The sequence below is a fragment of the Streptomyces sp. NPDC059009 genome, assembly GCF_042740175.1.
GTDB lineage: Bacteria > Actinomycetota > Actinomycetes > Streptomycetales > Streptomycetaceae > Streptomyces.
In genome coordinates, this window is the sequence record NZ_JBHYJB010000038.1 from 60,420 (window position 1) to 85,199 (window position 24,780).

The window sequence follows — 24,780 nt, forward strand, 5'->3', positions numbered from 1 at the left end:
CACTCTGTGCACACGTGATCCGGTTGCTCACGTGGTCTTGTGCGCATGGGAACGGAGTTCCCGCCGGAGGATCTTCCCACTCGTCGTCTTCGGCAGCTCCGGCAGGATCTCGACGATCCGCGGATATTTGTACGCCGCGAGCCGCTCCTTGCAGTACACGGCCAGCTCGTCCGGGCCCGCCGCGGCGCCGGGCCGCAGACTCACGTACGCCTTGACGCTCTCGCCCCGGTACGCGTCGGGGACGCCGACGACGGCGGCCTCGCGCACGGCGGGGTGAGTGTAGAGGACGTCCTCGACCTCGCGCGGCCAGACCTTGAAGCCGGACGCGTTGATCATGTCCTTCTTGCGGTCGACGACGTAGAGCCAGCCCGCCGTGTCCATGAACCCGATGTCCCCGGTGCGCAGTTCACCTCCGGGAAACGCCTCGGCGGTGGCGTCGGGACGCCGCCAGTAGCCGGGCACGACCTGCGGCCCGCGCACCACGATCTCGCCCTGTTCGCCGAAGGGCACCTCACGCCCGAGGTCGTCCAGGATGCGCACGACGGTCTCGGGGCCCGGCACGCCCACCGCGAGGGTCCCGGAGACCGGGTCGACGGGCGCCTCCTGCCCCGGCGGCACCGAGGCGCAGGGGGCGGTGCACTCGGTGAGGCCGTAGCCGTTGTGGAGGTAGGGGCCGAAGGCGGCGCGGAACCGCTCCACCAGGGCGGGCGGCAGCGGGGCGCCGCCCGAGGAGATCATCACGAACGAGCCGAAGTGGTCGCGGGTCGCGGCGGGGTGCGCGGCCAGGGCCATGAAGGCGGTGGAGGGGCCCACGGTGTAGGCGGGCCGGTGCTCGGCGAAGGCGTCGAGGACCACCCCGGCCTCGAAGCGGTAGGCGAGCGCGAGGGTGCCCGCGTTGGCGATGCAGCCCGCGACCTGGGCGACCATCCCGGTGATGTGGAACAGCGGCGCCATCGCGAAGTAGCAGGCGCCCTCGGGTATGCCGGAGCCGGTGCGCTGGCGCTCCGCGTTGTAGGCGATGTTGCCGTGGGTGTTCATGGCGCCCTTGGGGGTGCCGCTGGTGCCGGAGGTGTAGCTGATCAACGCGACGTCGTCCGGCCCGAGTTCACGGTCGGCCGGGGCCTTGTGTCCGGCGCGGGCGACGGCCACCAGGTCGTCGGCGTCGGCCGCCTGCGGCAGCCGTTCGAAGTCGAGGACCCGCCGGTCGTCGCGGCTCTGCAGGTCGAGCTGACAGGCCGTCAGGACGACGCGTACGGGGCTGGGGGCGGCCGCCTCGCGCAGATACGCCTCCCAGGCCCGGTCCGCGCAGATCAGGGCGGCCACCTCGGCGTCGGCCAGGACGTGCCCGACCTCGCCCGCCTTGTACATCGGGTTCACGGGCACCACGGTCGCGCCCGCTTTCCAGGCGCCGAGCAGCGCGATGACGAAGTGCGGGGTGTTCTGCAGGAGGATCGCGACCCGGTCGCCGCGGGCCACCCCGCGTGCCGCCAGGTGTCCTGCGACCGAGTCGGACAGGGCGTCGGTCTCGCGGTAGCTGAGCCGCCCGTCGAAGTAGGCGAGCGCGGTCCGCTCGGGCGCCGCGGCGACGGCGCCCGCGAAGGCGTGGACCAGGGAGGGGGCGGGGGTGACGGGGGCGCGCTGGGCGTCGTTGAGGCGGTCGAGCCAGGGCTTGGCCGCGTACCCGGACGCGGCGGGGGTCGGAGGCAGGGTCTCGTCGGTCACCGCTCGGCCGCCTCCCACTTCTGCTGGATGTGGTTCATGTTGGTCAGCCAGTCGTCCGGCTTCGCGGCCCGGGCCCGGTAGTACGCGGCGACCTCGGGGTGCGGCAGGATCAGGAAGCGCTCCTCGGCCATGCCCGCGAAGAGGGCGTCGGCGACGGCGGACGGCTCGATCGCGGTGGGCGCGAGGACCAGTTCGCCCGCGGACCCGGCGGCGGTGAGCATGTCCGTGCGCACCCCCTGCGGGCAGATCGCGTGGACCTTGAGCCCGCGGTGCCGGTAGGTGAGCGAGAGCCACTCGGCGAAGGCGTACGCGCCGTGCTTGGTCACGCTGTAGGGGGCCGCGCCCACCATGGACAGCAGCCCGGCCGCCGACACCGTCGACACGAAGCGGCCCTCGCCGCGCTCCAGCCAGGCCGGGAGCAGCGCGTGCGCCGCCCGGACATGGGCCATCACGTTCACGTCCCACGCGGCGGCCCACACACTCTCGTCGGCCGCCTCCGTGCCGCCCGAGGCGAGGCCCGCGTTGGCGCAGTACACGTCGACCCGCCCGTCGAGGGCGGCCACCGCGTCGGCCACGACCGCGGACGCGTCACCCGGCAGCGCGGTCCCGCCGATCTCCCCGGCGACCGCCTCGGCCCGCCCGGCGTCCAGGTCGTTCACCACGACCCGCGCCCCGGCGGCGGCGAAGCGGCGGGCCAGGGCGGCCCCGATCCCGCCTCCGGCGCCCGTGACGACAACTCCCTTGCCCTGGAAGCTGCCCCGGAAGCTGTCCTGGCTCTCCGTGCTCTCCACGTTCGGTCTCCTTCGGCCTGCGGCTCGGTGACTCGACGGCAGACTAACCAGTCGGTATGCCGGTACGAAAGGGGGTCGCGCACTACCGTGCGTGGCCCGGCCACCTACCGCGTTCCCGGAGGTCACCCCATGATCCTGTCCCGACGCGGCCTGCTCGCCGCCACCACGGCCTCGGCGCTGGCCCCCGCCCCCGGGGGCAAGCGCCCCCTGCGCACCGGATTCGAGCGGCTCGCCGCCGACGGCTACGCACCCCTGCACGGCGCCCGCGTCGGCGTCGTCACCAACCCGACGGGCGTCACCCGCGACCTGCGCCACATCGTCGACGTGCTGCACGCCGACGAACGGGTGCGCCTGGTCGCGGTGTTCGGGCCCGAGCACGGCTTCCGGGGCACCGCGCAGGCGGGCGGCTCCGAGGGGAAGTACGACGACCCGGCGACCGGGCTGCCCGTCTACGACACGTACCAGAAGAGCGGCAAGGAACTCGCGGAGATCTTCACGGCGTCCGGCGCCGACACCGTCGTCTTCGACATCCAGGACGTCGGCGCCCGCTTCTACACGTACATCTGGACGCTGTACGACTGCATGGAGGCCGCCGCGCTCGCAGGCAAGCGCTTCGTGGTGCTCGACCGGCCCAACCCGGTGACCGGGCGCGCGGCCCAAGGGCCGGTCCTGCACGAGGAGTTCGCGTCGTTCGTGGGGCGCAGGCCCATCGCGCAGGCGCACGGGATGACGGTCACGGAGCTGGCCCGGCTCTTCAACGGCGAGTTCCTGAAGCGGCCGGTGGAGCTGGCGACGGTGCGCATGTCCGGGTGGCGGCGCACCGACTTCCACGACGCCTCGGGGCTGCCCTGGGTGCCGCCGAGCCCGAACATGCCGACCCCGGACACCGCGCTCGTCTACTCCGGCACCTGCCTCTTCGAGGGCACCAACCTCTCGGAGGGGCGCGGCACGACCCGGCCCTTCGAACTGCTCGGGGCGGAGGGCATCGACCGGAAGTGGGCGGCCGCCCTGGAGCGACTCGCCCTGCCGGGCGTGCACTTCAGGGAGGCGTACTTCGCGCCGACGTTCTCCAAGTTCCAGGGGAAGACCATCGGCGGCGTGCAGCTCCATGTGCACGACCGGGCCGCGTACGACCCGGTGCGCACCGGCGTCGCGCTGCTCGTCACGGCCAAGCGGGTCTGGAGCGGCTTCGCCTGGCGGCCGGACCACTGGATCGACAGGCTCACGGGCTCGGCACGGGTGCGCACGATGATCGACGCGGGCGCGGACACCGACGCGGTGGTGGGTGCGTGGGCGGACGAGCTCGCGGCGTTCCGCGCGGTGCGGCGGCGGTATCTGAGCTACACCTGACCGGTAGGCCCGCAGGGGGGCAGGCCCCACCGGGGATCGGGGAGCCTGCTGGTTGGTGCGGGGGCCGTCCGGACCGGGAAGCTCATCTCGCGGATTCCATCGGCGAGTTGAGGAGAGTCAGACATGGTACGGACGGCTCGGCGGGGCCTCCCGCTGCTTCTGGTCGCGGCGGCGGGCGCGGGCGCGCTCGTCGCCCCGCACCCGGCCCGGGCCGCACCGCGCGGCACGGACCCGGTGCCCGCCGTCGAGCGCGCGGCCCACCCCCTGCGCGCCACCGGACCCGGCGGCTCCGACCGGGACCTGCGGCCGCTCGGCCGGATGGTGGGCGACGCCACGGTGGTGGGCCTCGGGGAGGCTACGCACGGCTCGCACGAGTTCTTCACGATGAAGGACCGGGTGTTCCGGTACCTCGTGGAGAAGAAGGGCTTCACGACCTTCGCACAGGAGGTGAGCTGGACGACGGGGCTGCGCTTCGACGCATACGTGCGGGGCGGCAAGGGGGACGTGCGCGCGCTGGTCCACCAGGAGCTGGCGAAGACGCCCTGGGACACCGAGGAGTACGTGGAGCTGCTCACCTGGATGCGTGCGTACAACGACCGGCACCCCGGGCGGCAGGTGCGGTTCGTGGGTGACGACCTCAACTACCCCGAGCAGGGCGCGGAGTTGTTCGACGGGGTCACCGACTATGTGCGCACCCATGAGCCGGATCTGCTCCCGCGGATCAGCGGGCTGTACGCGCCGCTGCGGCGGCTCACGGACGGCGACACGTACATGGCGCTGCCGATCGCCGAGCGCAAGGAGCTGGCCGGGAGGGCCCGCACGGCGCTCGAGCTGCTGGAGGGCCGCCGACCGGCAGGCGGAGGCCGGGAGTTCGGCCTCGTGCTGCAGCATGCCCGGTCGATCGTGCAGACCGGCGACATGTACGCCTTCCCTCTCGACACCGACGCGGGCCGGCGGGACGCCATGCTCTACCGGGACCGCGCGATGGCCCGGAACACCGCGTGGTGGCAGCGGCACAGCGGGACCAAGGTGCTCCTGTCGGCGCACAACGCCCATGTGGCGTACGAGAGTTACGATCCGCGCTATCCGAGGATGCAGGGCGCCTTCCTGCGGGACGCGCTCGGCACGCGGTACGTCAGCATGGGGTTCACCTTCGACCGGGGCTCGTTCATGGCGCAGCCCACCGGCAGCGAGACATGGCGGCGGTTCACGGTCGGGGCGGCCACGCGCGGCATGAACGAGTACACGCTCGACAAGGTCCGCCACGACGACTACTTCGTGGACACCCGCACCCTGCCCAACTCCGCGCGCGCCTGGCTCAGCAAGGCCCGTACGACGCGCAGCATCGGCTCGGGCTGGCCGGACGGCCCGTACAAGATCGGGCTCGCGCCCTCGCACGACGTCCTGATCCATCTGCACCGGGTCACGGCGGCCCACCGCCAGTCTCAGTGACCGAGACTGGCCGTATCAAGTATTGACTGGCATGTACATCCACCGTGAGAGTTCCGCACGTGCAAACGGATGCGACACCAGCGAAGACAGTCGAAGAGGCCGAAGCGGCCGCAGGCGCCGAGGAGTCGGCGAGCCCGGAGAGCCTGCGCCGCGTCGCGGTGGCCTCGTTCATCGGGACGGCCATCGAGTTCTACGACTTCTACATCTACGGAACCGCGGCGGCGCTCGTCCTCAACGACGCCTTCTTCCCGACGCTCGGCTCGGCCAACGCCACGCTCGCGTCCTTCTCGACGTACGCGGTGGCGTTCGCCGCCCGGCCCCTCGGGTCGGTGGTCTTCGGACACTTCGGGGACCGGGTGGGCCGCAAGTCGGTCCTGGTGGCCTCGCTGCTGATGATGGGCCTGTCCACGGCGTTCGTCGGTCTCCTGCCGGGCTACGGGACGTGGGGCGTCTGGGCGCCGCTGCTGCTGATCCTGCTCCGGTTCGTGCAGGGCATCGGGCTCGGCGGCGAGTGGGGCGGGGCGGCGCTGCTCGCGGTGGAGCACGCCCCGAGCAGGAAGCGCGGCCTGTACGCGGCCTTCCCCCAACTCGGCCCGTCCGTGGGGTTCTTCGCGGCGACCGGGGTGTTCTGGCTGCTGTCGGAGAGCCTGTCCGACGAGGCGTTCAGGTCGTGGGGCTGGCGCGTTCCGTTCCTGCTGTCGTTCGTCCTTGTCGCGGTCGGGCTCTTCGTGCGGCTGAAGATCAGTGAGACACCGGTCTTCACGAAGGTGATGGACGCGCAGGAGGCCAGCAAGGTCCCGACGCTCGACGTCATCCGCCGCTTCCCGCGTGAACTCCTGCTCGGCGCGGGCGGGATGGTCGTCGCGTACGGCTTGTTCTACACCGCCACCACGTACTGCCTCGCCTACGCGACGGGGCCGCTCGGCGTCTCCCGGGACACCATGCTCGGCGTCTCCCTCGTGGCCTGCCTCTTCCTCGCGGCGGGGACCTGGCTGGCGGCGACCCGTTCGGACGGCGTGGGGCGGCGGCGCCTCATCGTCGCGGGCGCGGCGCTCGCGGTGGTGTGGGGCCTCGTCCTCTTCCCGCTGCTCGACACCGAACAGCCCGTCCTGATGGCCCTCGCGGTGGGCGGGGCGCTGTTCTGCATGGGCGTGGTGTACGGGCCGATGGGCGCGTATCTGCCGGAGCTGTTCGCCGCGCGGGTGCGCTACTCGGGCGCCTCGCTCGCCTACAACCTGGGCGGGGTGCTCGGCGGCGCGGTGGCTCCGCTGGTGGCGACCCGGCTGCAGTCGGCGTTCGGCTCGTCGTCGGTGGGCTGGTACGTGAGCGGGATGGCGGTCGTCTCGCTGCTGTGCGTCCTCGCGCTGCCGGAGACGCGGGAGCGGGAGCTGACGTAGCGGGGCGGTGCCTCAACTCCGCAGCCACCAGCGCTCGTTCTCCTTCTTCAGGGCGTCCCACAGCAGGTTCAGCGGGTGTCCGGGGTCGCAGGAGTCGCGGTCCCCGCGGCGGGCGAACACCCCGACGAGGACCTCCGTGCGCGGCCCGACGTCCCCGACGATGTCGAGCCGCCGAAGGCCCCCCGCCTCCGGGAGGCTGCCGCTCTCGGCGGCCTCCCCGATGCCCTGGGTCACCAGCATCGCCCCGCTCACCACCCCCGAGCGCAGCAGCTCGAAGCCGTAGTGGGCGGCCTCTATCTCGGCGGCGATGGTGAGGTCCTGGCGGAAGTCGGGGCCGTACCAGGACGTCAGGAAGTTGCCGATGAGGCCGCCCGCCGACACCACCAGGGGCATGCCCTTCAGCTCGCTCGCGCCGACCGCGGGTCCCGGCAGCTCCTCCTGGGGCAGGTTCGTGAGCAGGGAGAGCCCGCTGCGGCGCCACTCGATGACGTCGAACGGCGCGAGCTCCGCCTCCTCCTCGCCCTCCACCACGACGATCGAGCCGCAGACCAGGTCGAGTTCCTTGGCGCGCAGGCGGGCGAAGAGGTCGCCGGTGCGGACATGGGTGACCTTCAGGTCGACGCCCCGGCGTTCGTATGCCTCGCTGACGCGCTCCACCGCGTCGAGCAGGAAGCCGAGGGTGTAGCGGGTGGAGCCGACCGAGAGGGTGCGGCCCAGCCTTCGGCGGGCGTCGTGGATGCCGTCGGTCCAGTTCTCCAGGGTGCGCCGGGCCAGCTCGACGAGGGCCTCGCCGGTGGCGGTGAACAGGACGTCCTTGCCGCGCCCCCGCTTGAGGACGAGGGCCTCGCCGCAGAGCGCGCCGAACGTGCGGTTCATCGTGTCCAGTTGCTTCTGCACGCTGGACTGCTCACGGCCGAGCAGCCGGGCGGCGGCCAGGGCGGTGCCCGTCTCGTGCACCGCCAGCAGGGTGCGCAGCTGATCCATCGTGGTGTCCAGCAGCTCCGTGGGGTACTGCTGCGGACCTGTTAAGGCCATGCGGGGCGACTCGCTCTCCGACTCCTTTGTCTTTTACGGCAATGCAGCATAGCCGCCGTCGCGCGGGCGGCAGACTTGCAGAAGGCGGAGAGAAAGTGATCCCGGGAACACCCCAAATTATCTGGGGATTTCTTCCAGAAAATGCTGGATGCGTTCGAGGTACCCGTGGAATGGTCGAGCCAATCCCGATCACCCCAACTTCTCTGCAAGGAGAGTCACGCTCGTGAGCCACTACCAGGCCGCTCCTCCCGCGCCCGCCGACGCCCGCCCCAGGGGCCGCGCGGCCCGGCGGCCCGGCACCCTCACCGCCCTCGTCGCGACCTCGGTGCTCTCGGCGGTGTCCGCCACGATCGGCGCCGTCATGGTCTTCGCCGGCGGCAACGGCATGGCCGAGGACAACATCAAGGACGTCATCCAGGACCACCCGGACGTCGTCGGGCTGCCCTCGGGGACGACCGCCGCCGACCTCAAGGCCCTCACCGGGCCGATGTGGGACGAACTGGTCAGCGACCGCGCCGGAACGCTGTCGGCCCGCGGCGGTTTCGCCATATTCACCGCTGTTTGCCTGCTGATATTCGGGCTGCTCGCCCGGAAAGCGGCGGCGACCTGGTCGCGCGTCCTCATCACCATTTTCGCGGTGGTGGCGCTGATCCCGCATTTCCTCATTCTGGGCGACTATGAGCCCGATTCGGTGATGTGGTGCAGCCGCGTGGCCGTGTTCACGGCGCTCGCGGCCATCGTCCTGAGCTGGCTGCCACCGGTGAACCGGTACGCGAAGCAGCAGAAGCTCGGCTGACCGGCGGGGCCGGTGCCCCAGGGGGGTGGGCACCGGCCCCGGCGCGTAGCACCATGCGGTCGTGGACCCCTACTGGGAACTGACCTTCGACGCCGACGGAGACGCCGACAACGCGGAGCGCGACCGGCTCCTGAGCGGCGTCACCCAAGAGCGCGTGACCGATCTGCTGGTCCTCGCGCACGGCTGGAACAACGACCAGAAGCTCGCCCGCTCGTTGTACCGGCGCTTCTTCGAGCCCTGTCAGGGGCTTGCGGGCAGCGGTGTCCGCCTCGGGTACGTGGGCGTGCTGTGGCCCGCGGTCCGCTTCCCCGACGAGCCGATCCCGGACTTCCCCGACTCGGCCACCGCCGCCCCGGCCGCCCCCGCCGCCCCGCCCGGCGACAACCGCGGCCCCGTCCTGGACGAGCCGACGCGCGCCCTCCTCGACCGCACCTTCCCGGGCCGCTCGGCCGAACTGCGGCGCATCGGCGAGCTGTTGGCGGAGCGCTCCGAGGTGCGGTCCCGCTTCGACGAGTACGGGCGGCTGGTGCGCGACCTGATCGCCGTGCACGAGGCGAGCACCGCCGCGCACTTCGCGGACGACACCGACCCGGGCGACCCCGCGATGCTCACCGACGACGTCGTCGAGGTCTGCGAGATGCTCACCGCCTCACTGGTCGACGCCGGTGTGCCGAACTTCCTCGGCGGGGTCCGAAAGCGGCTGTGGCACGGGGCGCGGGAGCTGCTGCGGCAGGCCAGTTACTACGGGATGAAGCGACGGGCGGGCGCCGTCGGCGAGTTGGGGCTCGGCCCGGCGATCGGGCTGCTCGCCCGCGAGTCGACGGCCCTGCGGGTCCATCTGATCGGGCACAGCTTCGGCGGCCGCCTGGTGTCGTACGCGCTGCGCGGGATGCCCGCCGACTGCCGCTGTGTGAAGTCGGTGACGCTGCTCGAAGGGGCCTTCTCCCACTACGCGTTCACGGCACGGCTGCCGCACGCCCCCTCCCGGCACGGCGCGCTGCACGGCATGCAGGGCCGCATCGACGGGCCGCTGGTCTCCTGCCACTCGCGCCACGACGACGCCCTCGGCAAGTTCTATCCGCTGGCGTCGAAGCTCGCCGGGGACTCCAGCAGCTTCCTCGGCCTGTGGGAGCGGTGGGGCGCCATCGGCTACGACGGGATCCGCGCGGTCGACGGGGCGCGCCGGATCACGCTGGGCGATCCGGTGCCGGGCGAGGGGTGCGTGAGCGTGGACGTCTCGTCGGTGGTGCGCAGGGGCGGCCCGCCCGCCGGAGCCCACAGCGACATCTGCCATGTCGAATTGGCTCGCACCGTGTTTGCCGGCGGGCGGATCCCCCTTGCCTGAACCTGCGGGCTGTGTGCGGCTGGTCGCGCGGTTCCCCGCGCCCCTGTGGGGTGCCTACCGGTGCTGCGGGAACTCCACCACCTGCTGGTAAGTCGGCCGGTTCTGCCACTGGATCGCGCGGTGCGTGATGCCGCCGAGGGCGCGGTGGATCACCGTGTCCGCGCACCACTGGTCGCCGGCCTTGCAGCTGTCGTCGCCGGGGTAGACCTCGGTGGCGGGCTCGGCGGCGGCCCGGCCGAGCGTGGCGAGCAGCCCGTCGCGGCAGGCGTCGAGCTTGCCGCCGCCGCAGTAGACGTCGGCAAGCTTGCCCTTGACGGGCTCGCCGAGGACGGTCCGCAGGTCCTTGTCGGCGTAGCTCCACCAGCCGTTCTGGAAGGCCGATCCGGCGTGCGCGCCGGTGGGCCCGTGGGCGGCCGCGGGCGACTCGTCGACGGGCAGCCGGGAGCCGAACGCGTCGTACAGCTCCTTGCCGAGGCCCGGCTTGAACTCGGCCTCGATCAGCAGCGGCCACCAGGCGTCCATGATGCGCACGGCGTCGGCGTGGGCGTAGGTCCTGGACCCGGCGGCCGTCTGGTTGCGCGGCGCTCCCGCCTTCTGCCATGCCTCCAACTGCTGGACGGCCCGGTCCAGTTGCGGGTCGCCGACGGGCTTGCTGCGCAGCACCTTCAGGAGCTCGGGCAGGACCTGTTCGCCGCGCAGGTCGGTGATCGCGGCCTCCGCCATGGCCCGGGTCAGCGAGGCCCGGGTGACGCCGCCCTCCCGGGTGAGCTTCTTGACGCGGCCGTCGAGGAGGTCGCCGCGGTGCACGGAGCCGAGGCCGAAGCCGGAGGTGCTGTAGTCGTTCGCCTGCTTGTTGTTCCAGGAGATGTAGTAGTCCTGGCCGACCGACTGCGGGTGCTCGGCGGGCGGGGTCTGCGCCGACGTGTTGTCCTTCGGGTCGAAGTCCTGCCATTCGTACGCCTGTTGGCCCTGGACCGGGAAGGTCGGGTCGACGTCGGCGGCCCGCCGCGGATTGGCGCCGCTGTTGTAGTAGGCGATGTCACGGGAGTCGGCGTAGAACCAGTTGAAGGCGTAGCTGATGTGCTGGGCGGCCTTCTGGAACGACGCGGCGTCCTGCACGTACGAGGGGTCGTTGAACATCTGGAAGCCGATGATCGAGTCGGCCTCGTGGCGGTAGGTGGAGCGCAGCGAGACATAGGCGACGGGCTTGCCGCCGACGGTCGCGCGGTGCGTCACGATGCCGTACTTGGTGCGGTGGACCTGCATCCGGTACGAGCCCGCTGCGGTGGAGTCGGCGAGCGTCGGCTTCCACGCGTTCTTGCGCTCCAGCTTCTCCATCGGGGTGCAACTGCCCCGGTACAGATAGCTCGTCGACTGCTTCGTGGGGGTGCCGCCGCCCGGTTCGCACAGCTCGAGGGCGTAGGTGTCGGTGATGTCCTGCCCGGCGGAGGTGGCCGACCAGGCGTAGTCCTGGCCGCGGCCGAGCTGGACGTACATGCCGACGCCCGCGAAGGAGACGCCGCGCGCGCTGATCCCGGGCCCCTGGAGCTCCTGCTGCATCAGCAGCTGGGGCGCGAAGTAGCCGGTCTGCGGGCCGAAGACGGCGACGGGGTGGCCGCTCGCCGTGTGCTTGCCGGAGACGAGCAGGGCGTTGGACATGCCCTTCTTGGCGCCGTCCTGGCGGAACAGGTCGCCGGGCAGCACGCCCTTGTCGTACATGCCCTGCAGCGGCTTGAGCTTCGCGGGCGCCTTGACCGGGTCCTTCTTCGCGGGCGTCTTCGCGCCGCCCTCCCGGTCGTAGACGAGCTGTTCGCGTTCGACGGAACCGGGGTCGGGCAGGGCCGCGCCGCGCGCCTTCTCGGGCTTGCCCGCGTACGGGAAGCTGGAGCCGTCGTGGACGGTCTGCACGGCCTCGGGGTCGTTGCGCTCGCGGAAGGACTCCCAGACCTCGGTGCCCTTCTCGACGCCGTACTTCTGCTGGGCGGAGAGCAGCGAGAGGGCGTTGTCGACCTCTCCCCCGCCGCCGTTGCCGAACAGGCCGCCGACGACGGAGGCCAGGGCGATCATGTCGGTGACCTTGAAGGGCTGGATCTCGCCGGCGTTGGTGACGGCGTCGATCTTGCCGGTGAGGACGTATTCGCCGGGGAAGTAGCGGCCGTTCTTCGACTGGACGCGGTAGGCGTTGAGCCCGTCCACGTACGCCTGGGCGTCCTCCATGGCCTGCCTGCCGCGCTCGCCGGAGGTCGACTTGATGGAGTCGATCTGCCGTTGCAGATCCTCCTCGGTGTACGGGGCCTGCGGCCAGAACTCCTGCTCCAGGCCCTGGTTGGCGAGGGCGCCGCCCGCGAAGGAGGTGAGCTCGCCGCGCCCGATGTGCCGGAACAGGTCGATGAGCCACATCCGGTCCTGCCCGGCGGCGAAGCCCGCCCCGAACTCGGTGCCATAGCGCGTCGTGCCCTTGATGTGCGGGATCCCGTACTTCTTGTCGCGGGTGATCGTCACGTCGTCGCGGGGCCTGGTGACGGAGGCGGCCTGGCCCTCGGGGACGCCGAAGGACGCGTCGTTGAAGAACTCGGTGAGTTTGGCGTCGGTGAGGGAGGGATAGCCGGAGGAGAGCGCGTCATAGGGGCCGACCTGGTCGTCGGCGTGGCCGGGCTGGGTGCCGAAGACCTTGTGGGCGAGGATCTCGGCGAGGGTCGCGCTGCCGTTGGCGCCCGGCGGCAGGATGTCGGCGCACTGGCCGACGCAGTAGTCGGAGTTCGCCGACGGCTCCGGTTCCGCCGCGCCCGCCCCGGACTGGGGCGTCAGAAGGGAGGCCCCGAGGGTGAGTGCCGCGGCCGCGGTGAGGGTTCTGAGCTTGACGATGCGTCGTCGCATGACTGCTCCTGTGACTGCTCCTGCGGATCCTGTGGAAGGACGGTGCGGCGGAGGTTACTTGCGAGTTGACGAAGCCGAAAGATGAACATGCGTCGCCTTTTCCGAATCACCACAACGTCGCAGGTGACGGGCACCGTCTCGGAGTTCTCATGGAACTCTCACGAAATCCGACGCCGGATCGGGAGCCGATTGGCGTGTCGATACGTCTACTCGGCAACGTCTGAGTTCGTTGACGGAGGTGCAGGGCGATGGCCGGATTCCGGAGTCTCGCGAGACAGGTGCGCGACGCACAGAGCGACCTGGCGCTGCGGCGGTACTCGCTGCGCAAGTGCCTCGAGCGGTTCGCTCCCTACGGCCACCGGGCGACCTGGGACCATCTGAGCTCCCGCGCGGGGTTCGACCCCGAGGACCGGTCGCCTGATCCGAGGCGGCTCGTGGCCGCGCTCGACGAGTTGGAGGCGGCGCGCGCGGTCTGGCTCTCGTACGAGGAGAGCTTCGCGGAGCGGCGCCGCAAGGAGAAGCACGACGGCCTGCGGCGGCCGGGCAGTTTCGACGACTGGCACCGCTGTACCTGGGGAGGTTTCGGGGTCGCCTGGTGCGACGACCCCGGTGTCCACCCGGCCGAGCCCCTCGCCGAAGTGCTGCGCCGCCTGATCACGGCACTGGAACGGGAGCCGGGCACGGCCTGCCCCGTCTGCGCGAGCAGCTCCCTGGTGTGGCGGCACGGGCTCGCGCACGAGCCGAGCGAGGGCCCGGTGTGCACGCACTGCGGCATCGTGGTGCCGGACCCGGTGCTCACCGAGGCGGCCGTCAGCCGGGCGCGGGCGCGCCCGATGCGCCCGCTGGTCTCGGCGTGAGCGTCAGGACGCCCTGATGGTGCAGGACTGTTCCGGCGTCCAGGAAGGTTCCGGTGTTCAGGAGTGTTCCGGCGTCATGGGGTGGCGACGTCGGTGTGGATGGCCAGTTTGAACTCGGCCAGCATGAGCGGCGCGGCGATCCTCACATCGCCCGCGCCGCGCGCCGAGATCTTGAGCCCGACCGGCGTCTGCGGATGCACGAACATCTGCCACGTGTACGAGCGGTACTGGCCGCCCCGGGTGGGCGCGATGTCGGTGGTGGCCGTCGAGTCGTAGCCGGTGGAGTGCGACAGCGGGTCGCGCACGAACCGCGACCGGTACTCGGTGGGCCTGCCGTCCGCCTCCCAGAAGACCAGCGCCGTCAGGGTGCCCCACCCGTCGTGGCTGGGCCAGATCAGACCGGAGCGGGCGTCCGGGAACTTCGACGGCGACGTGCCGCCGCGCGCCGGGTCGTGCATCTTCCACGGGTCGTACGACTCCTCGGCCGCGTCGTACGGGAAGCGGACCAGGTGGTACCCGTCGCTGTCGTACGTGATCTTCTGTCGTCCGGTGCGTGCGGCTTCCCACTTCAGTGAGCAGATGGCGAGTGACATCGGCGTCCCCCTGAGTCCCTGACGGGTGTTGGGTTCCCTGTGTTCTCCTGTACGCATGGTGCGATGGATCCAGCTCTGTGCGAACGGCCCCCGCGGTGCCGAGGACGGTGCGGCGGTGCCCCTGTCGCCCGGTGATCTCGGGCGGTCCGTGGCCGAGGCGGTCGAGGCCGGTGCGTGTGATGTGCACGTTCACCCCAAGTCCCCTTGTGGTCAAGACACCTTGGCGCCGCATGCGGTTGCGGAGACGCTCCAAGCGGTACGGGCGGTGACCACGGTGCCGGTCGGGGTCACGACGGGCGCGTGGGCCGAGGCGGACCCCGAGGAGCGGGTGGCGCGGGTGCGTTCCTGGACCGTCCTGCCCGACCACGCGTCGGTCAACTGGCACGAGCCGGGCGCGGAAGCCGTGGCCCGGGCGCTCCTGGAGCGGGGCGTCGGGGTGGAGGCGGGGCTGTGGTCGGGGACGGACGGGGCGGAGCTCTTCGCGCGATCGCCGTTGCGGGGGCGGGTGTTGCGGGTCCTCGCGGAGGTGATGGACCCCGACCCCGAGACGGCGACGGTCTCCGCCCGCGCCCTGCTCGCCGCGATCGGCCCGACCGAGGGCCGCCCCCTCCTGCTGCACGGCCAGGACGGCAGCGCCTGGCCGGTGCTCGACCTCGCCGCCCGCCTCGACCTGCGCACCCGGATCGGCCTGGAGGACACCCTGCTCCTGCCGGACGGGCAACCCGCCTCTTCCAACGCTCAGTTGGTGGCCGCGGGGCTCTCCCAGTACGGGTCGGCCCACCGCTCCTCATAGGGCAGCCCGAGCAGCCGCACCCGGGTGCACAGCCCCTCGTCCGCGCCCACGGCCCGCAACCGGTCCGGCCCGTGCGCGGCCAGCCATGCCTGCAGCTCGGCGACGGGCTCGGGCCGGAAGGAGAACTCCGGGGCGTCCGGATCCGGCCAGTACCACCAGGGAATGGTCAGGCCCGGCACATCACCGAGCAGATCCTGCATCCACATGTCGGCCGCCCGCAGGAGCAGCCTGTCGGCCCGCTCGCCCACCGGCTGCCGCGCCCAGCACTCCAGCAGGGGCGTGATGGTGCCGCCCATGTCGGCGCAGACCGCGAACACGTCGGCGATGTCGTACGGGGACGCGTCGTCCGCCAGGAACGCCGCCCACCAGGCGTCGATGAACCCCCGTATCGCGTCGGCCTGCTGGGGCGGCCAGTCCGGCCAGCCCACCCGCCCCAGCCCGTTGGCCCCGTACCCGAGCCCCTCGAACCGTCCGGCCACGAGGAACTCGGCGAACTGCGGGAGCAGCCTGCACAGCACGGCCGCGTGGTCGTCGAAGTGGTCGGGCACCTCGTGGAAGAACTGGACCAACAGGTCCTCGGGCAGGGCGACTTCGGGGACCCGGAGCAGGGCGATGTCCTCCTCGCCGTAGCAGTAGGTGCAGCCGCGCTCGTGCGGGACCGCGGTGAGACCGGCGAAGACGGAGCGGAGGCGGGCGAGGGAGGCACCGAGCACGGCGGATCCTGACGTGACTCCGGCGGCGGAAGCGGCCGAAGAGCGCGACGCTACCAGACACATTTTCGGTGGCCACCTCGATTCCCGGCCGGGACAGTGGTCGTGATGAAACACGCCACGTGAACCAGGAGCCGGAACCATGTCGACGCTGCGCGTCACCGCCGAAGTGCTGACCGTCCACGAGCACCCCAACGCCGACGCCCTCGAACTGGCCCAGGTCGGCCTCTACCGGGCCGTCGTCGCCAAGGGGACCTACCGCACCGGCGAGAGCGCCGTCTACATTCCCGAACAGGCCGTCCTGCCCGCGGAGTTGATCGAGGAGCTCGGACTCACGGGACGGCTCGCCGGCGGCAACCGCGACCGGGTGAAGGCCGTACGGCTGCGCGGCGAGCTCTCGCAGGGCATCGTCTGCCGCCCCCGCGCACTCGCCGACGTGGATCTGACCGCCGCGGCCGCCGCGGACACCGACTTCGCCGAACTCCTGGGCATCACCAAGTGGGTGCCGCCCGTGCCGCCCATGATGGACGGGGACGTCGAGGCCGCCCCCGATCTGCTGCCCTGGGTGGACATCGAGAACATCCAGCGGTACCCGAAGATCTTCGAGGACGGTGAGCCCGTCGTGCTCACCGAGAAGCTGCACGGGTCCGCCTGTCTGCTCACCTACTTCGCGGACGACGGGCGTGTGCAGGTCTCCTCGAAGGGGTTCGGCGCCAGGCGGCTCGCCCTGAAGGAGGATGCGCGCAATCTGTACTGGCGCGCGGTCACCGGGCACGGCGTCGCCGCCGCCGCGGCCCGGCTCGCCGACCGACTCGGCGCCCGCCGGGTCGGCGTCTTCGGCGAGGTGTACGGGGCGGGCGTGCAGGACCTGACCTACGGGGCCGACGGGCGCAGGGACACCCTCGGCTATGCCGTGTTCGACGTCAGCGCGGAGATCGACGGCACGGTGCACTGGCTCGACGCGCAGTCGCTGCTGGAGGGTGAACTGCCCCTCGTACCACGGCTGTACGAGGGTCCGTACGACGCCGGGCACGTGCTGGAGGTCGCCTCCGGGCGGGAGACCGTGTCCGGGGATGCCCTGCATGTGCGGGAAGGGGTCGTGATCCGGCCGGGCGTGGAGCGGTACAGCTCGGTGACCGGTGGGCGGGCCATCGCGAAGGCCGTCAGTCCCGCCTATCTGACGCGGAGGGGCGGGACCGAGTACGAGTGAGGCGGCTCCACTCGGCCCCCGCGCGGCCGGGCGCCGGACGGCGGACGGCGGCTACGTGGCCGTCCGGCGCTCGCCGAGCAGGCGCGAACCCGTCAGCTGCTCGCCGAACACGTCGTCCGGGTTCGACAGCACACAGGTCTCCAGGGAGAGGCAGCCGCAGCCGATGCAGTCGGTCAGATGGTCGCGCAGGCGGCCCAACTGCTTGATCCGCTCGTCGAGTTCCGTGCGCCACAGCTCCGAGAGGCGCGCCCAGTCCTCGCGGGTGGGGGTGCGCTCCTCGGGGAGCTCGTCGAGCGCCTCGCGGATCGTGGCGAGCGGGATGCCCACGCGCTGGGCGGCCCGCACGAAGGCGACCCGGCGCAGCGTGTCGCGGTGGAAGCGGCGCTGGTTGCCCGAGGTGCGGCGGCTGCTGATCAGGCCCTTGGACTCGTAGAAGTGCAGGGCGGAGACGGCGGCGCCGCTGCGCGCCGACAGCTGGCCGACGGTGAGTTCGTGGATCTTCTCTGGGATCTGGGGCACCCCTCGAACCCTAATGGCTGCTCCGTTGACATGGGTCGGGCCACCCCGCATGCTGAGCAAGCGCTTAGTACGCGTACGTCGCATACGTTGAGGAGGCCGGGAAACATGGCAGAGCCGAAGATCTTCGCGTCGCCCGAGGAGCTGCGCGCCGGGGTCGGCGAGCAGCTCGGGCACAGCGACTGGCTGGAGGTCGACCAGAAGCGGATCGACCTGTTCGCGGACGCCACGGGCGACCACCAGTGGATCCACGTCGACGCGGAGAAGGCGGCCGCGGGGCCCTTCGGCACGACCATCGCGCACGGCTATCTGACGCTGTCCCTGCTGCCCTCCCTGGTGCCGCAGGTGATGCGGGTCGAGGGCATGAAGATGGGCATCAACTACGGCACGAACAAGGTCCGTTTCCCCTCCCCCGTACCGGTCGGCTCACGGCTGCGCGCGAGCGCCGTGCTCACGGACGTGACGGCGACGAAGGACGGCGGAGTCCAGGTGACGGCGACCGTGACCGTCGAGCGCGAGGGCGGCGACAAGCCCGCGTGTGTGGCGGAGTCCGTCTCCCGCTACTACTTCTGAGCCCCCACCATCCGCAGCACGAGGTCGGCGTAGAGCGCGCCGACCTCGTCGGGCGTCCGGCGGCCCGCGGTGTTGAACCAGCGGGCCACGTCGATGCAGAGGGAGAGCACGGCGAGGGTCGTGCCGGGGACGTTCGGGACGTCGAACTCCCCTGCCCGCACGCCGTCGTTGATGATGTCGCGCACCGCGGCGTCCGACTGGCGGCGCAGCGCCACGATCTCCGTGCGGTGCTCCTCGCCGAGGGCGTCGAGCTCGTACTGGACCACGCGTGCGGTGGTGTGGTGGGCGGCGTGCCAGCCGACGAAGGAGCGCACGGCGGCCGCGAGGCGCTCGGCCGCGCTGCCCGGCGCGTCCGCCGCGGTCCGCAGGATGTCGAGGGCCTTGTCGTGGCCGATCCTGCTGATGCGGTGGAGCAGCTCTTCCTTCGTCTTGTAGTGGATGTAGAGGGCGGCCGGGCTCATCCCCGCGCGGCCCGCGATGTCCCGGGTCGTCGTCGCGTGGTAGCCGCGCTCGGCGAACGCCTCGACGGCGGCGACCAGCAGCCGCCGGGCCGCGTCCGGGGTGACCTCGGCCCACGGCTGGTCGTCGCCGTGGGTCTCCTCCGGCGCTGCTTCCATGTGCCCTGCTCCTTCTGCCGCCATCGGGACAGACACCATACACGGAAGCTGAGCAAGCGCTTAGGGGATGCCGGAGGGAACGGGTCAGGGGGTCTTGAAGGGGTCGTGGTCGGCGAGGATCTTCTCCAGGCGGGCCTGGTCGACCCGGCTGACGATCTGGTCGGCCTCCTGCCGGTCGCGGACCACCTTGGCGAGCGTGAACGCCGAGGTCGTCAGGTAGAGGACGGCGATGGCGAGGAAGGCACGGATCCACGCGCTGACGTCCAGCTGGTAGATGCCGATCGCCACCGCGGCGAGCGCGATGGCGAACGAGGCGATGGCCTGGCCGTAGTACGCGGTGGTGGTCTGCTGCTTGACGGGCGTCTCAGTCGTGGTGGTCACGACGGAGAGCATGGCCCCGAGGGCGGCCGGATTCATCCGCGCAGGTACTCAACTCCCGTACTCAGTCAGGTACTCAGAAGGCGGAGACCCCCGTCAGGGCGCGGCCGATGACGAGCTTCTGGATCTGGCTCGTGCCCTCGTACAGGGTCATCACGCGGGCGTCGCGCAGCAGCTTGCCGACCGGGTACTCGTCGATGTAGCCGTAGCCGCCGAAGACCTGGAGGGCGTTGTTGGCGGCGCGCACCGCGGCCTCCGAGGCGAAGAGCTTGGCCTTAGAGGACTCGGTCTGGAAGGGCAGCCCGCGGTCGATGAGGTCGGCCACGCGCCAGGTGAGCAGGCGGGCCGCGTCCAGGTCCACGGAGATGTCGCTGAGCAGCTCCTGGACGAGCTGGTGGTGGGCGATGCTCCTGCCGAACTGCTCGCGCTGCGTCGCGTACGTCACGGCGGCGTCGAGCGCGGCCCGGGCGATGCCGACGCAGCCCGCCGCCACCGACATCCGCCCCTTGGCGAGCGCGGACATGGCCACGGAGAAGCCCTTGCCCTCGGGCGCCAGCATCGCGCTCGCGGGCACCCGGACGTCCTCCAGGACCAGCTCGGCGGTGGCCTGGCCGCGCAGGCCGAGCTTGCCGTGGATGGTGCGCCGGGTCAGGCCCGGGGTGTCGGCCGGCACGAGGAAGGCGGAGACGCCCCGGTGGCCGGGGGCGTCGGTGGAGCGGGCGAAGAGCAGCACGACGTCGGCCCAGGTGCCGTTCGTGATGAACATCTTGGTGCCGTTGATGACGTAGTCGTCGCCGTCGCGCACGGCCCGCGTCGCCAGGTTGCCCGCGTCGGAGCCGGTGCCCGGCTCGGTGAGCCCGAAGCAGCCGACCAGCTCGCCCGCGGTGAGCCCGGGCAGCCACCGGCGCTTCTGCTCCTCGCTGCCCCAGGAGGCGATGGTCTTGGCGACCAGGCCGAGCGAGACGGAGACGATGCCGCGCACCGAGGAGTCGCCGCGGCCGAGCTCCTCCGTGACCAGGCAGTACGCGAGGTGGTCGCCGCCCGAGCCGCCGTACTCCTCGTCGATGGTGAGGCCGAGGAAGCCGACCTCGCCGAGCTTCTTCACGATCGACCGGTCGACGCTCTCGGCGCGGTCCCACTCGATGACGTGCGGGGCGATCTCGCGGTCCACGAAGTCCTTGGCGAGCCGGCGGACGGCGGTCTGCTCCTCGCTGAGCTCCAGGTTCATCGTGGGCACCCCTTCACGGATCGTGGCTCGTCGGCAGCGTCGGACGCCGTCCGTCGAGAGTTAAATTAGCACTGCTAGTTTCAGGCGGCAGCCCTACTATGTGCCGCATGGCCCGACCGCGCAAGCCCCTCCTCAGCCGAGACCGGATCGTGGACGCGGCGCGCGCCCTCGTGGACACGGAGGGGCTCGCGGCCGTCTCCACGCGCCGCCTCGCCGCCGAACTCGGCGTGAGCGGGCCGTCCCTCTACAACCACTTCCGCACCAAGGACCAGATCCTGGAGGCGGTGGCGGACTCGGTGAGCGCCCAGGTCGACCTGTCGATGTTCGAGCCCGGCGACGGGCGCGACTGGCGCACCGCGCTGCACGACTGGGCGGTCTCCTACCGCGACGCCCTCACCCGGCACCCCCACATCGTCCCGGTCCTCGCGCAGGGCCCGGGGCGCCGCCCGGCCGGACTCCGGCTCGCGGACGCGATGTTCGGGGCGATGGTCGACGCGGGCTGGCCCGCCGCGCAGGCCACCTCCATCGGCGCGCTGATGCGGTACTTCATCATGGGCTCCGCGCTGGGCTCCTTCGCCGGGGGCTTCGTGGACGACGAGACGGCATACGATCCCGCCGACTACCCCCACCTGGGCCAGGCCCATCTGCTCGCCGAGCGCCAGGAGTTGATCGACGAGCGCGCCTTCGAGACGGGGCTCACCGCGCTGCTCGACGGCCTCGCGGTGCAGTTCGAGCAGGTGCGCGTGCTCACGTAGATGTACGATGCATCCACCTTGCGGGGAAACATGGATGCAACACGGGGGTGGGCCGTGCGGTGCTCAACCGACGCCGGAGGCACGGCCTTTGGCGCCCAGGTCCTGCGCGGCCAGGCGCAGGTCGTCCTGCAGCCGAGCGCCGCGGCGGGCGCGGTGTTCTGCGTCGCGCTCTTCGCGGCCGGATGGCGGTACGGGCTCTACGCGCTCGGCGGGGCGGCCGTCGGCACCGCGACGGCGCGGCTGCTCGGGGCGCCGGACGACCGGGTGGGCCCGGGCCTCGAAGGGTTCAACTCCTGCCTCACCGCGCTGTGCTGCGCGGTGTTCCTCGGCGCCGGACATCCCTCGACGGCCCTGCTCGCGCTGGTGGGCTGCGCCGTCGTGACGGTCGTGACGGCCGCCGTGGGCCATCTCCTCGGGGCCTGGGGGCTGCCCTCGCTGACCCTCCCCTATTGTCTGCTCGCGAGCGTGCTCACGGTCGGGGCGCCGGGGTTCGAGCGGGTCTGGCACGGGGGCGCCGGGTCCGCCGCGCTCAGCGGGCCGGCGACGGGGCCCACGCATCTCCAACTCACCGATCTGGCCCGGGGGTTCTTCGCGGGCTTCGCGCAGATCTTCTTCATGCCGCAGTGGTACGTCGGCGCGATCCTGCTCGCCGGGCTCTTCGTGGCGAGCCGCCGGGCGGGGGCCGTGGCGTGCCTGGGGAGCGCCGTCGGGATCTGCTCCGCGTGGGCCCTCGGCGCGCCCGCGGAGCAGATCGCCGACGGGTCGATGGGATACAACTCGGTGCTGGTCGCGGTGGCGTTGTGCGGGGTGTTCCTGCCGGTGTCGGCGCCCGGTCTCGCGTACGCGGTGCTGGGCGCCGGGACCGCTGCGGTGGTCACGCCTGCGGTGGGGGCGCTCTTCGCTCCCGCGGGGGGACATGCCTTTACGTGGCCGTTCGTGCTGACCACGCTGGCGTTTCTGGCGGGGGCGCGGTCGTTCAAGCGGCTGTCGCACCCGTGACGTGGGGCGCCCGCGGCCTGAGGCGCCCTTCCCGGGGCTGCGCCCCTGGACCCCCGTCGGCCTGAACGGCCTCGTCCTCAAACGCCGGACGGGCTGCATACCGACGCCCCGAGGGGCCGGACCTAGAAGACCACCAGCGCCCGTCCCCCCTTCCCCGCCTCCATGTTCGCGAACGCCCCCGGGATGTCCTCCAGTTCGATCCGGTCCGTCACCAGCGCGCCCAGGTCCAGCCGGCCCGCCCGCACGTGCTCCGCGAGCACCGGCAGGTCCGCCGACGGGTCGGAGTTGCCGTAGACGCAGCCCGACAGGGTGCGGCCCCAGTGGAAGATCTCCAGGGCGTTGAACGTGACCTGCTGGTCCTTGCCGCCGATGCCGACCACCGTCGTGCGGCCGCCGCGGCGGGTCGACTCCCACGCCGTGCGGATGGTGACCGCGCGGCCCACGCACTCGACGGCGACGTCCACGCCCTCGCCGCCCGTCAGCTTGCGGATCTCCTTGGCCGTCGTGTCGGAGGCCACCACGTAGTCCGTGGCGCCCGCCGAGCGGGCCAGGTCCTCCTTCGCCGGGGAGACGTCGACCGCCACGATCCGCTCGGCGCCCGCGATCCGGGCCGCCTGGAGCGTGGCGAGGCCGACGCCGCCGACCCCGTACACCGCGACCGTCTCGCCCGCCCGTACGCGCGCCGCGTGGTGCACGGCGCCGTAGCCGGTGAGGACCGCGCAGCCGAGGAGGGCCGCGTCGGTGAGCGGGACGCCCTCGGGCAGCGGCAGGACGCAGTTGGCGGCGACGACCGTCTCCTCGGCGAACGCGGCGACGTTCAGGCCCGGGTGGAGGTCCGTGCCGTCCGTGGCGCGGCGGGCGTAGACGTTCGCCGCGCCGGTGAGGGCGTTGCCGCAGAGCCATACCTCGCCGCGTGCACAGGCAGGGCAACTGCCGCATGACGGGGCCCAGTTGAGGACGACCGGGTCGCCGGGGGCCATCGCCGTGACGCCCTCGCCGACCGAGACGACCGTGCCCGCGCCCTCGTGGCCGAGGACGGCGGGGACCGGGACCCGCATGGTGCCGTTGGTCAGGGACAGGTCGGAGTGGCAGACCCCGGCGGCGGCGAGACGGACCCGCGCCTGGCCCGGGCCCGGATCGGGCAGGTCGATCTCGGTGATCTCCAAGGGAGAGCCGACGGCGGGCAGGACTGCGGCGCGGACCACGTTCTCGTACTCCTTCTGTCGTGTCAGGAAGCGTGTCGGGAAGCCTGTCGGGGACAGGGGGCTCAGAACTGGAGGGACTTCGTCTGGAGGTACTCCGCCAGGCCGTGCGCGCCCAGCTCGCGGCCGACGCCCGACTGCTTGTAACCCCCGAACGGGGCCACGGGGTTGAAGCCGCCGCCGTTGATGTCGACCTGGCCGGTGTCCATCCGGCGGGCGAACGCCACCGCCTCCGCCTCGTCGGCCGCCCAGACCGCGCCCGCGAGCCCGTACACCGTGCCGTTGGCGATGCGCAGGGCGTCGGCCTCGTCCTCGTACTTGATGAGCGAGACGACCGGGCCGAAGATCTCCTCCTGCGCGATGGTCATCTCGGGCCGGACGTCGGCGAAGACGGTCGGCGAGACGAAGTAGCCCTGCTCGCGCGGGGATGCGGAGCCGCCCGCGACGACGCGGGCGCCCTCGGCGGTGCCCTGGTCGATGTAGCCGCGCACGCGCGTGTGCTGCTTGGCGTTGACGACGGGGCCGATGCGGTCGCCGTACTTGGCGGCGGCCGCCGCGGCGAGCTCCACCGCCTCGTCGTACTGGTCGGCGTGGACCAGCATGCGGGTCCAGGCGCTGCACGTCTGGCCGGAGTTGGACATCACGTTGGCCACGCCGACGTTCACCGCCTTGGCCAGGTCGGCGCTGGGCAGGATCACGTTCGCGGACTTGCCGCCGAGCTCCAGGGCGACGCGCTTGACGGCCGCGCCCGCGACCGCGCCGATCTGCCGGCCGACCGCCGTCGAGCCGGTGAAGGAGACCAGGTCGACGCCCGGGTGCTCGGCCACGGCCTGCCCGGCCACCGGCCCGAGGCCCGTGACGAGGTTGAACACCCCGGCGGGCACGCCCGCCTCGTGCGCGACCTCGGCGAAGAGCTGCGCGGTCAGCGGGGTGTCCTCGGCGGGCTTGAGGACGATGGTGCAGCCCGCGGCGAGGGCCGGCGCGACCTTGGCGACGATCTGGTGCAGCGGGTAGTTCCAGGGCGTGATGGCGCCGACGACGCCCACCGGCTCCGCGTACACCGTGGAGTTGCCGACCTTCTCCTCGAAGGAGTACGAGGCGGCGAGCTCCGCGTACGAACCGGCGACCAGGATCGGCACGCCCGCGTGCACCAGCTGCGAGAACGGCAGCGGCGCGCCCAGCTCGGCGGTGACGGTCTCGGCGATCTCGTCCTTGCGGGCGACGAGGTGGTCGCGCAGGGCGCCGAGGATCGCGGCGCGCTCCGCGGGCGGGGTCGCGGCCCAGCCGGGCAGCGCCGCGCGGGCGGCGCGCACGGCCTCGTCGACATCGGCGGCCGTGCCCGCCGGCACATGGCCGATGACCTGCTCGTCGACGGGGTTCACGACCGCGATCGTGTCCGTGCCCGCCGCGGGCCGCCAGGCGCCGCCGATGTACATCCCGTCGTGAGCCTTCATCACTGTCCTCTCGATAGTCGTCCGCCGCCCAAACTAGCGCCGATAGTTTTCTGGCACCAGGGCCCTTCTCCGCCGATGACCTTCCCTCCCGCACCCCCGCCATCCCTCCGGGGCAAGGTCACCGGCACGC

General features: G+C 72.0%; 23 protein-coding genes. 11 read left to right on the top strand and 12 right to left on the bottom strand.

Going from position 1 to position 24,780, the window contains the following annotated elements:
- Positions 1-27: 27 nt before the first annotated feature.
- Together ACFWYM_RS32390 and ACFWYM_RS32395 are read right to left on the bottom strand one after the other, a co-directional pair.
- Positions 28-1,722 carry a class I adenylate-forming enzyme family protein gene (locus ACFWYM_RS32390; protein WP_384845482.1) on the bottom strand — a complete coding sequence of 565 codons (1,695 nt, stop codon included), beginning with the start codon at positions 1,720-1,722 and terminating at the stop codon, positions 28-30.
- Complete coding sequence (locus ACFWYM_RS32395; RefSeq protein ID WP_384845484.1) at positions 1,719-2,513, bottom strand: SDR family oxidoreductase; 795 nt, start codon at positions 2,511-2,513, stop codon at positions 1,719-1,721. Before ACFWYM_RS32395 ends, ACFWYM_RS32390 begins: the two co-directional genes overlap by 4 nt.
- Positions 2,514-2,642: 129 nt before the next feature.
- Here ACFWYM_RS32395 and ACFWYM_RS32400 point away from each other — a divergent pair, with 129 nt between their 5' ends.
- From ACFWYM_RS32400 to ACFWYM_RS32410, 3 genes are all read left to right on the top strand, one after another.
- On the top strand, positions 2,643-3,863 hold the full coding sequence (locus ACFWYM_RS32400; RefSeq protein WP_384845486.1) for an exo-beta-N-acetylmuramidase NamZ domain-containing protein: 1,221 nt from the start codon (positions 2,643-2,645) through the stop codon (positions 3,861-3,863).
- A 123-nt stretch (positions 3,864-3,986) separates the two neighbouring features.
- A complete protein-coding gene (locus tag ACFWYM_RS32405) occupies positions 3,987-5,315 on the top strand; it encodes an erythromycin esterase family protein (RefSeq protein ID WP_384845488.1) in 1,329 nt (442 codons plus the stop codon).
- Between the two features lie 59 nt (positions 5,316-5,374).
- Entirely contained in the window at positions 5,375-6,712 is a 1,338-nt protein-coding gene (locus ACFWYM_RS32410; RefSeq protein ID WP_384845490.1) for an MFS transporter, read from the top strand.
- Positions 6,713-6,724: 12 nt separating this feature from the next.
- Here the strand turns inward: ACFWYM_RS32410 and ACFWYM_RS32415 are convergent, their stop codons facing one another.
- On the bottom strand, positions 6,725-7,747 hold the full coding sequence (locus ACFWYM_RS32415) for a LysR family transcriptional regulator (protein ID WP_384845492.1): 1,023 nt from the start codon (positions 7,745-7,747) through the stop codon (positions 6,725-6,727).
- A gap of 223 nt (positions 7,748-7,970) precedes the next feature.
- On the opposite strand from ACFWYM_RS32415, the gene ACFWYM_RS32420 reads away from it, so the two are divergent.
- Both ACFWYM_RS32420 and ACFWYM_RS32425 read left to right on the top strand, forming a co-directional pair.
- Positions 7,971-8,543 (top strand): hypothetical protein, encoded by a 573-nt coding sequence (locus ACFWYM_RS32420; protein ID WP_384845494.1) that lies wholly within the window; start codon positions 7,971-7,973, stop codon positions 8,541-8,543.
- Between the two features lie 61 nt (positions 8,544-8,604).
- Positions 8,605-9,888: a serine-threonine protein kinase gene (locus ACFWYM_RS32425; RefSeq protein WP_384845496.1), complete on the top strand. Its 1,284-nt coding sequence runs from the start codon at positions 8,605-8,607 to the stop codon at positions 9,886-9,888.
- Between the two features lie 54 nt (positions 9,889-9,942).
- Here ACFWYM_RS32425 and ACFWYM_RS32430 read toward each other — a convergent pair whose 3' ends face one another.
- Positions 9,943-12,765 (bottom strand): penicillin acylase family protein, encoded by a 2,823-nt coding sequence (locus tag ACFWYM_RS32430; RefSeq protein ID WP_384845498.1) that lies wholly within the window; start codon positions 12,763-12,765, stop codon positions 9,943-9,945.
- Between the two features lie 248 nt (positions 12,766-13,013).
- Here ACFWYM_RS32430 and ACFWYM_RS32435 point away from each other — a divergent pair, with 248 nt between their 5' ends.
- Positions 13,014-13,622 carry a hypothetical protein gene (locus ACFWYM_RS32435; RefSeq protein WP_384845500.1) on the top strand — a complete coding sequence of 203 codons (609 nt, stop codon included), beginning with the start codon at positions 13,014-13,016 and terminating at the stop codon, positions 13,620-13,622.
- Between the two features lie 74 nt (positions 13,623-13,696).
- On the opposite strand, the gene ACFWYM_RS32440 is transcribed toward ACFWYM_RS32435, so the two are convergent.
- Positions 13,697-14,215 (bottom strand): hypothetical protein, encoded by a 519-nt coding sequence (locus ACFWYM_RS32440; protein WP_384845502.1) that lies wholly within the window; start codon positions 14,213-14,215, stop codon positions 13,697-13,699.
- A gap of 55 nt (positions 14,216-14,270) precedes the next feature.
- On the opposite strand from ACFWYM_RS32440, the gene ACFWYM_RS32445 reads away from it, so the two are divergent.
- Positions 14,271-15,008: a 3-keto-5-aminohexanoate cleavage protein gene (locus ACFWYM_RS32445; RefSeq protein ID WP_384845504.1), complete on the top strand. Its 738-nt coding sequence runs from the start codon at positions 14,271-14,273 to the stop codon at positions 15,006-15,008.
- Here the strand turns inward: ACFWYM_RS32445 and ACFWYM_RS32450 are convergent.
- Positions 14,954-15,721 carry a hypothetical protein gene (locus ACFWYM_RS32450; protein ID WP_384845506.1) on the bottom strand — a complete coding sequence of 256 codons (768 nt, stop codon included), beginning with the start codon at positions 15,719-15,721 and terminating at the stop codon, positions 14,954-14,956. The genes ACFWYM_RS32445 and ACFWYM_RS32450 overlap by 55 nt on opposite strands.
- Before the next feature lie 139 nt (positions 15,722-15,860).
- Between ACFWYM_RS32450 and ACFWYM_RS32455 the strand changes: the two genes are divergently transcribed.
- Positions 15,861-16,928, top strand: a complete 1,068-nt coding sequence (locus ACFWYM_RS32455) for an RNA ligase (ATP) (protein ID WP_384845508.1) — start codon at positions 15,861-15,863, stop codon at positions 16,926-16,928.
- Between the two features lie 51 nt (positions 16,929-16,979).
- On the opposite strand, the gene soxR is transcribed toward ACFWYM_RS32455, so the two are convergent.
- Complete coding sequence (soxR, locus tag ACFWYM_RS32460; protein WP_384845510.1) at positions 16,980-17,447, bottom strand: redox-sensitive transcriptional activator SoxR; 468 nt, start codon at positions 17,445-17,447, stop codon at positions 16,980-16,982.
- A gap of 105 nt (positions 17,448-17,552) precedes the next feature.
- Between soxR and ACFWYM_RS32465 the strand changes: the two genes are divergently transcribed.
- Positions 17,553-18,017, top strand: coding sequence for a MaoC family dehydratase (locus ACFWYM_RS32465; protein WP_384845512.1), 465 nt, complete (start codon positions 17,553-17,555; stop codon positions 18,015-18,017).
- Here the strand turns inward: ACFWYM_RS32465 and ACFWYM_RS32470 are convergent.
- The 3 genes from ACFWYM_RS32470 to ACFWYM_RS32480 form a co-directional block, all read right to left on the bottom strand.
- Positions 18,008-18,634, bottom strand: coding sequence for a TetR/AcrR family transcriptional regulator (locus ACFWYM_RS32470; protein ID WP_384845514.1), 627 nt, complete (start codon positions 18,632-18,634; stop codon positions 18,008-18,010). The two genes, ACFWYM_RS32465 and ACFWYM_RS32470, sit on opposite strands and share 10 nt — an antisense overlap.
- A gap of 84 nt (positions 18,635-18,718) precedes the next feature.
- The gene (locus ACFWYM_RS32475; protein ID WP_384845516.1) at positions 18,719-19,015 is read right to left on the bottom strand and encodes a YiaA/YiaB family inner membrane protein; all 297 of its coding nucleotides are present in this window, start codon (positions 19,013-19,015) and stop codon (positions 18,719-18,721) included.
- Positions 19,016-19,088: 73 nt separating this feature from the next.
- The gene (locus ACFWYM_RS32480) at positions 19,089-20,240 is read right to left on the bottom strand and encodes an acyl-CoA dehydrogenase family protein (protein ID WP_384845518.1); all 1,152 of its coding nucleotides are present in this window, start codon (positions 20,238-20,240) and stop codon (positions 19,089-19,091) included.
- Positions 20,241-20,347: 107 nt separating this feature from the next.
- Here ACFWYM_RS32480 and ACFWYM_RS32485 point away from each other — a divergent pair, with 107 nt between their 5' ends.
- Both ACFWYM_RS32485 and ACFWYM_RS32490 read left to right on the top strand, forming a co-directional pair.
- Positions 20,348-20,995, top strand: coding sequence for a TetR/AcrR family transcriptional regulator (locus tag ACFWYM_RS32485; RefSeq protein WP_384845520.1), 648 nt, complete (start codon positions 20,348-20,350; stop codon positions 20,993-20,995).
- 54 nt (positions 20,996-21,049) lie between these two features.
- Positions 21,050-21,994 (top strand): urea transporter, encoded by a 945-nt coding sequence (locus ACFWYM_RS32490; RefSeq protein WP_384845522.1) that lies wholly within the window; start codon positions 21,050-21,052, stop codon positions 21,992-21,994.
- A gap of 122 nt (positions 21,995-22,116) precedes the next feature.
- On the opposite strand, the gene ACFWYM_RS32495 is transcribed toward ACFWYM_RS32490, so the two are convergent.
- Together ACFWYM_RS32495 and ACFWYM_RS32500 are read right to left on the bottom strand one after the other, a co-directional pair.
- Positions 22,117-23,199 carry a Zn-dependent alcohol dehydrogenase gene (locus ACFWYM_RS32495; RefSeq protein ID WP_384845524.1) on the bottom strand — a complete coding sequence of 361 codons (1,083 nt, stop codon included), beginning with the start codon at positions 23,197-23,199 and terminating at the stop codon, positions 22,117-22,119.
- Positions 23,200-23,261: 62 nt separating this feature from the next.
- Positions 23,262-24,650 (bottom strand): aldehyde dehydrogenase family protein, encoded by a 1,389-nt coding sequence (locus ACFWYM_RS32500; RefSeq protein WP_384845526.1) that lies wholly within the window; start codon positions 24,648-24,650, stop codon positions 23,262-23,264.
- Positions 24,651-24,780 lie beyond the last annotated feature (130 nt).

Excerpts from the sequence above, each read along its gene's own strand:
- ACFWYM_RS32400 (WP_384845486.1), top strand. The coding sequence starts at position 2,643 with ATGATCCTGTCCCGACGCGGCCTGCTCGCCGCCACCACGGCCTCGGCG.
- ACFWYM_RS32405 (WP_384845488.1), top strand. The coding sequence starts at position 3,987 with ATGGTACGGACGGCTCGGCGGGGCCTCCCGCTGCTTCTGGTCGCGGCG.
- ACFWYM_RS32415 (WP_384845492.1), bottom strand. The coding sequence starts at position 7,747 with ATGGCCTTAACAGGTCCGCAGCAGTACCCCACGGAGCTGCTGGACACC.
- ACFWYM_RS32430 (WP_384845498.1), bottom strand. The coding sequence starts at position 12,765 with ATGCGACGACGCATCGTCAAGCTCAGAACCCTCACCGCGGCCGCGGCA.
- ACFWYM_RS32435 (WP_384845500.1), top strand. The coding sequence starts at position 13,014 with ATGGCCGGATTCCGGAGTCTCGCGAGACAGGTGCGCGACGCACAGAGC.
- ACFWYM_RS32440 (WP_384845502.1), bottom strand. The coding sequence starts at position 14,215 with ATGTCACTCGCCATCTGCTCACTGAAGTGGGAAGCCGCACGCACCGGA.
- ACFWYM_RS32445 (WP_384845504.1), top strand. The coding sequence starts at position 14,271 with ATGGTGCGATGGATCCAGCTCTGTGCGAACGGCCCCCGCGGTGCCGAG.
- ACFWYM_RS32455 (WP_384845508.1), top strand. The coding sequence starts at position 15,861 with ATGTCGACGCTGCGCGTCACCGCCGAAGTGCTGACCGTCCACGAGCAC.
- ACFWYM_RS32465 (WP_384845512.1), top strand. The coding sequence starts at position 17,553 with ATGGCAGAGCCGAAGATCTTCGCGTCGCCCGAGGAGCTGCGCGCCGGG.
- ACFWYM_RS32470 (WP_384845514.1), bottom strand. The coding sequence starts at position 18,634 with ATGGAAGCAGCGCCGGAGGAGACCCACGGCGACGACCAGCCGTGGGCC.
- ACFWYM_RS32480 (WP_384845518.1), bottom strand. The coding sequence starts at position 20,240 with ATGAACCTGGAGCTCAGCGAGGAGCAGACCGCCGTCCGCCGGCTCGCC.
- ACFWYM_RS32485 (WP_384845520.1), top strand. The coding sequence starts at position 20,348 with ATGGCCCGACCGCGCAAGCCCCTCCTCAGCCGAGACCGGATCGTGGAC.
- ACFWYM_RS32500 (WP_384845526.1), bottom strand. The coding sequence starts at position 24,650 with ATGAAGGCTCACGACGGGATGTACATCGGCGGCGCCTGGCGGCCCGCG.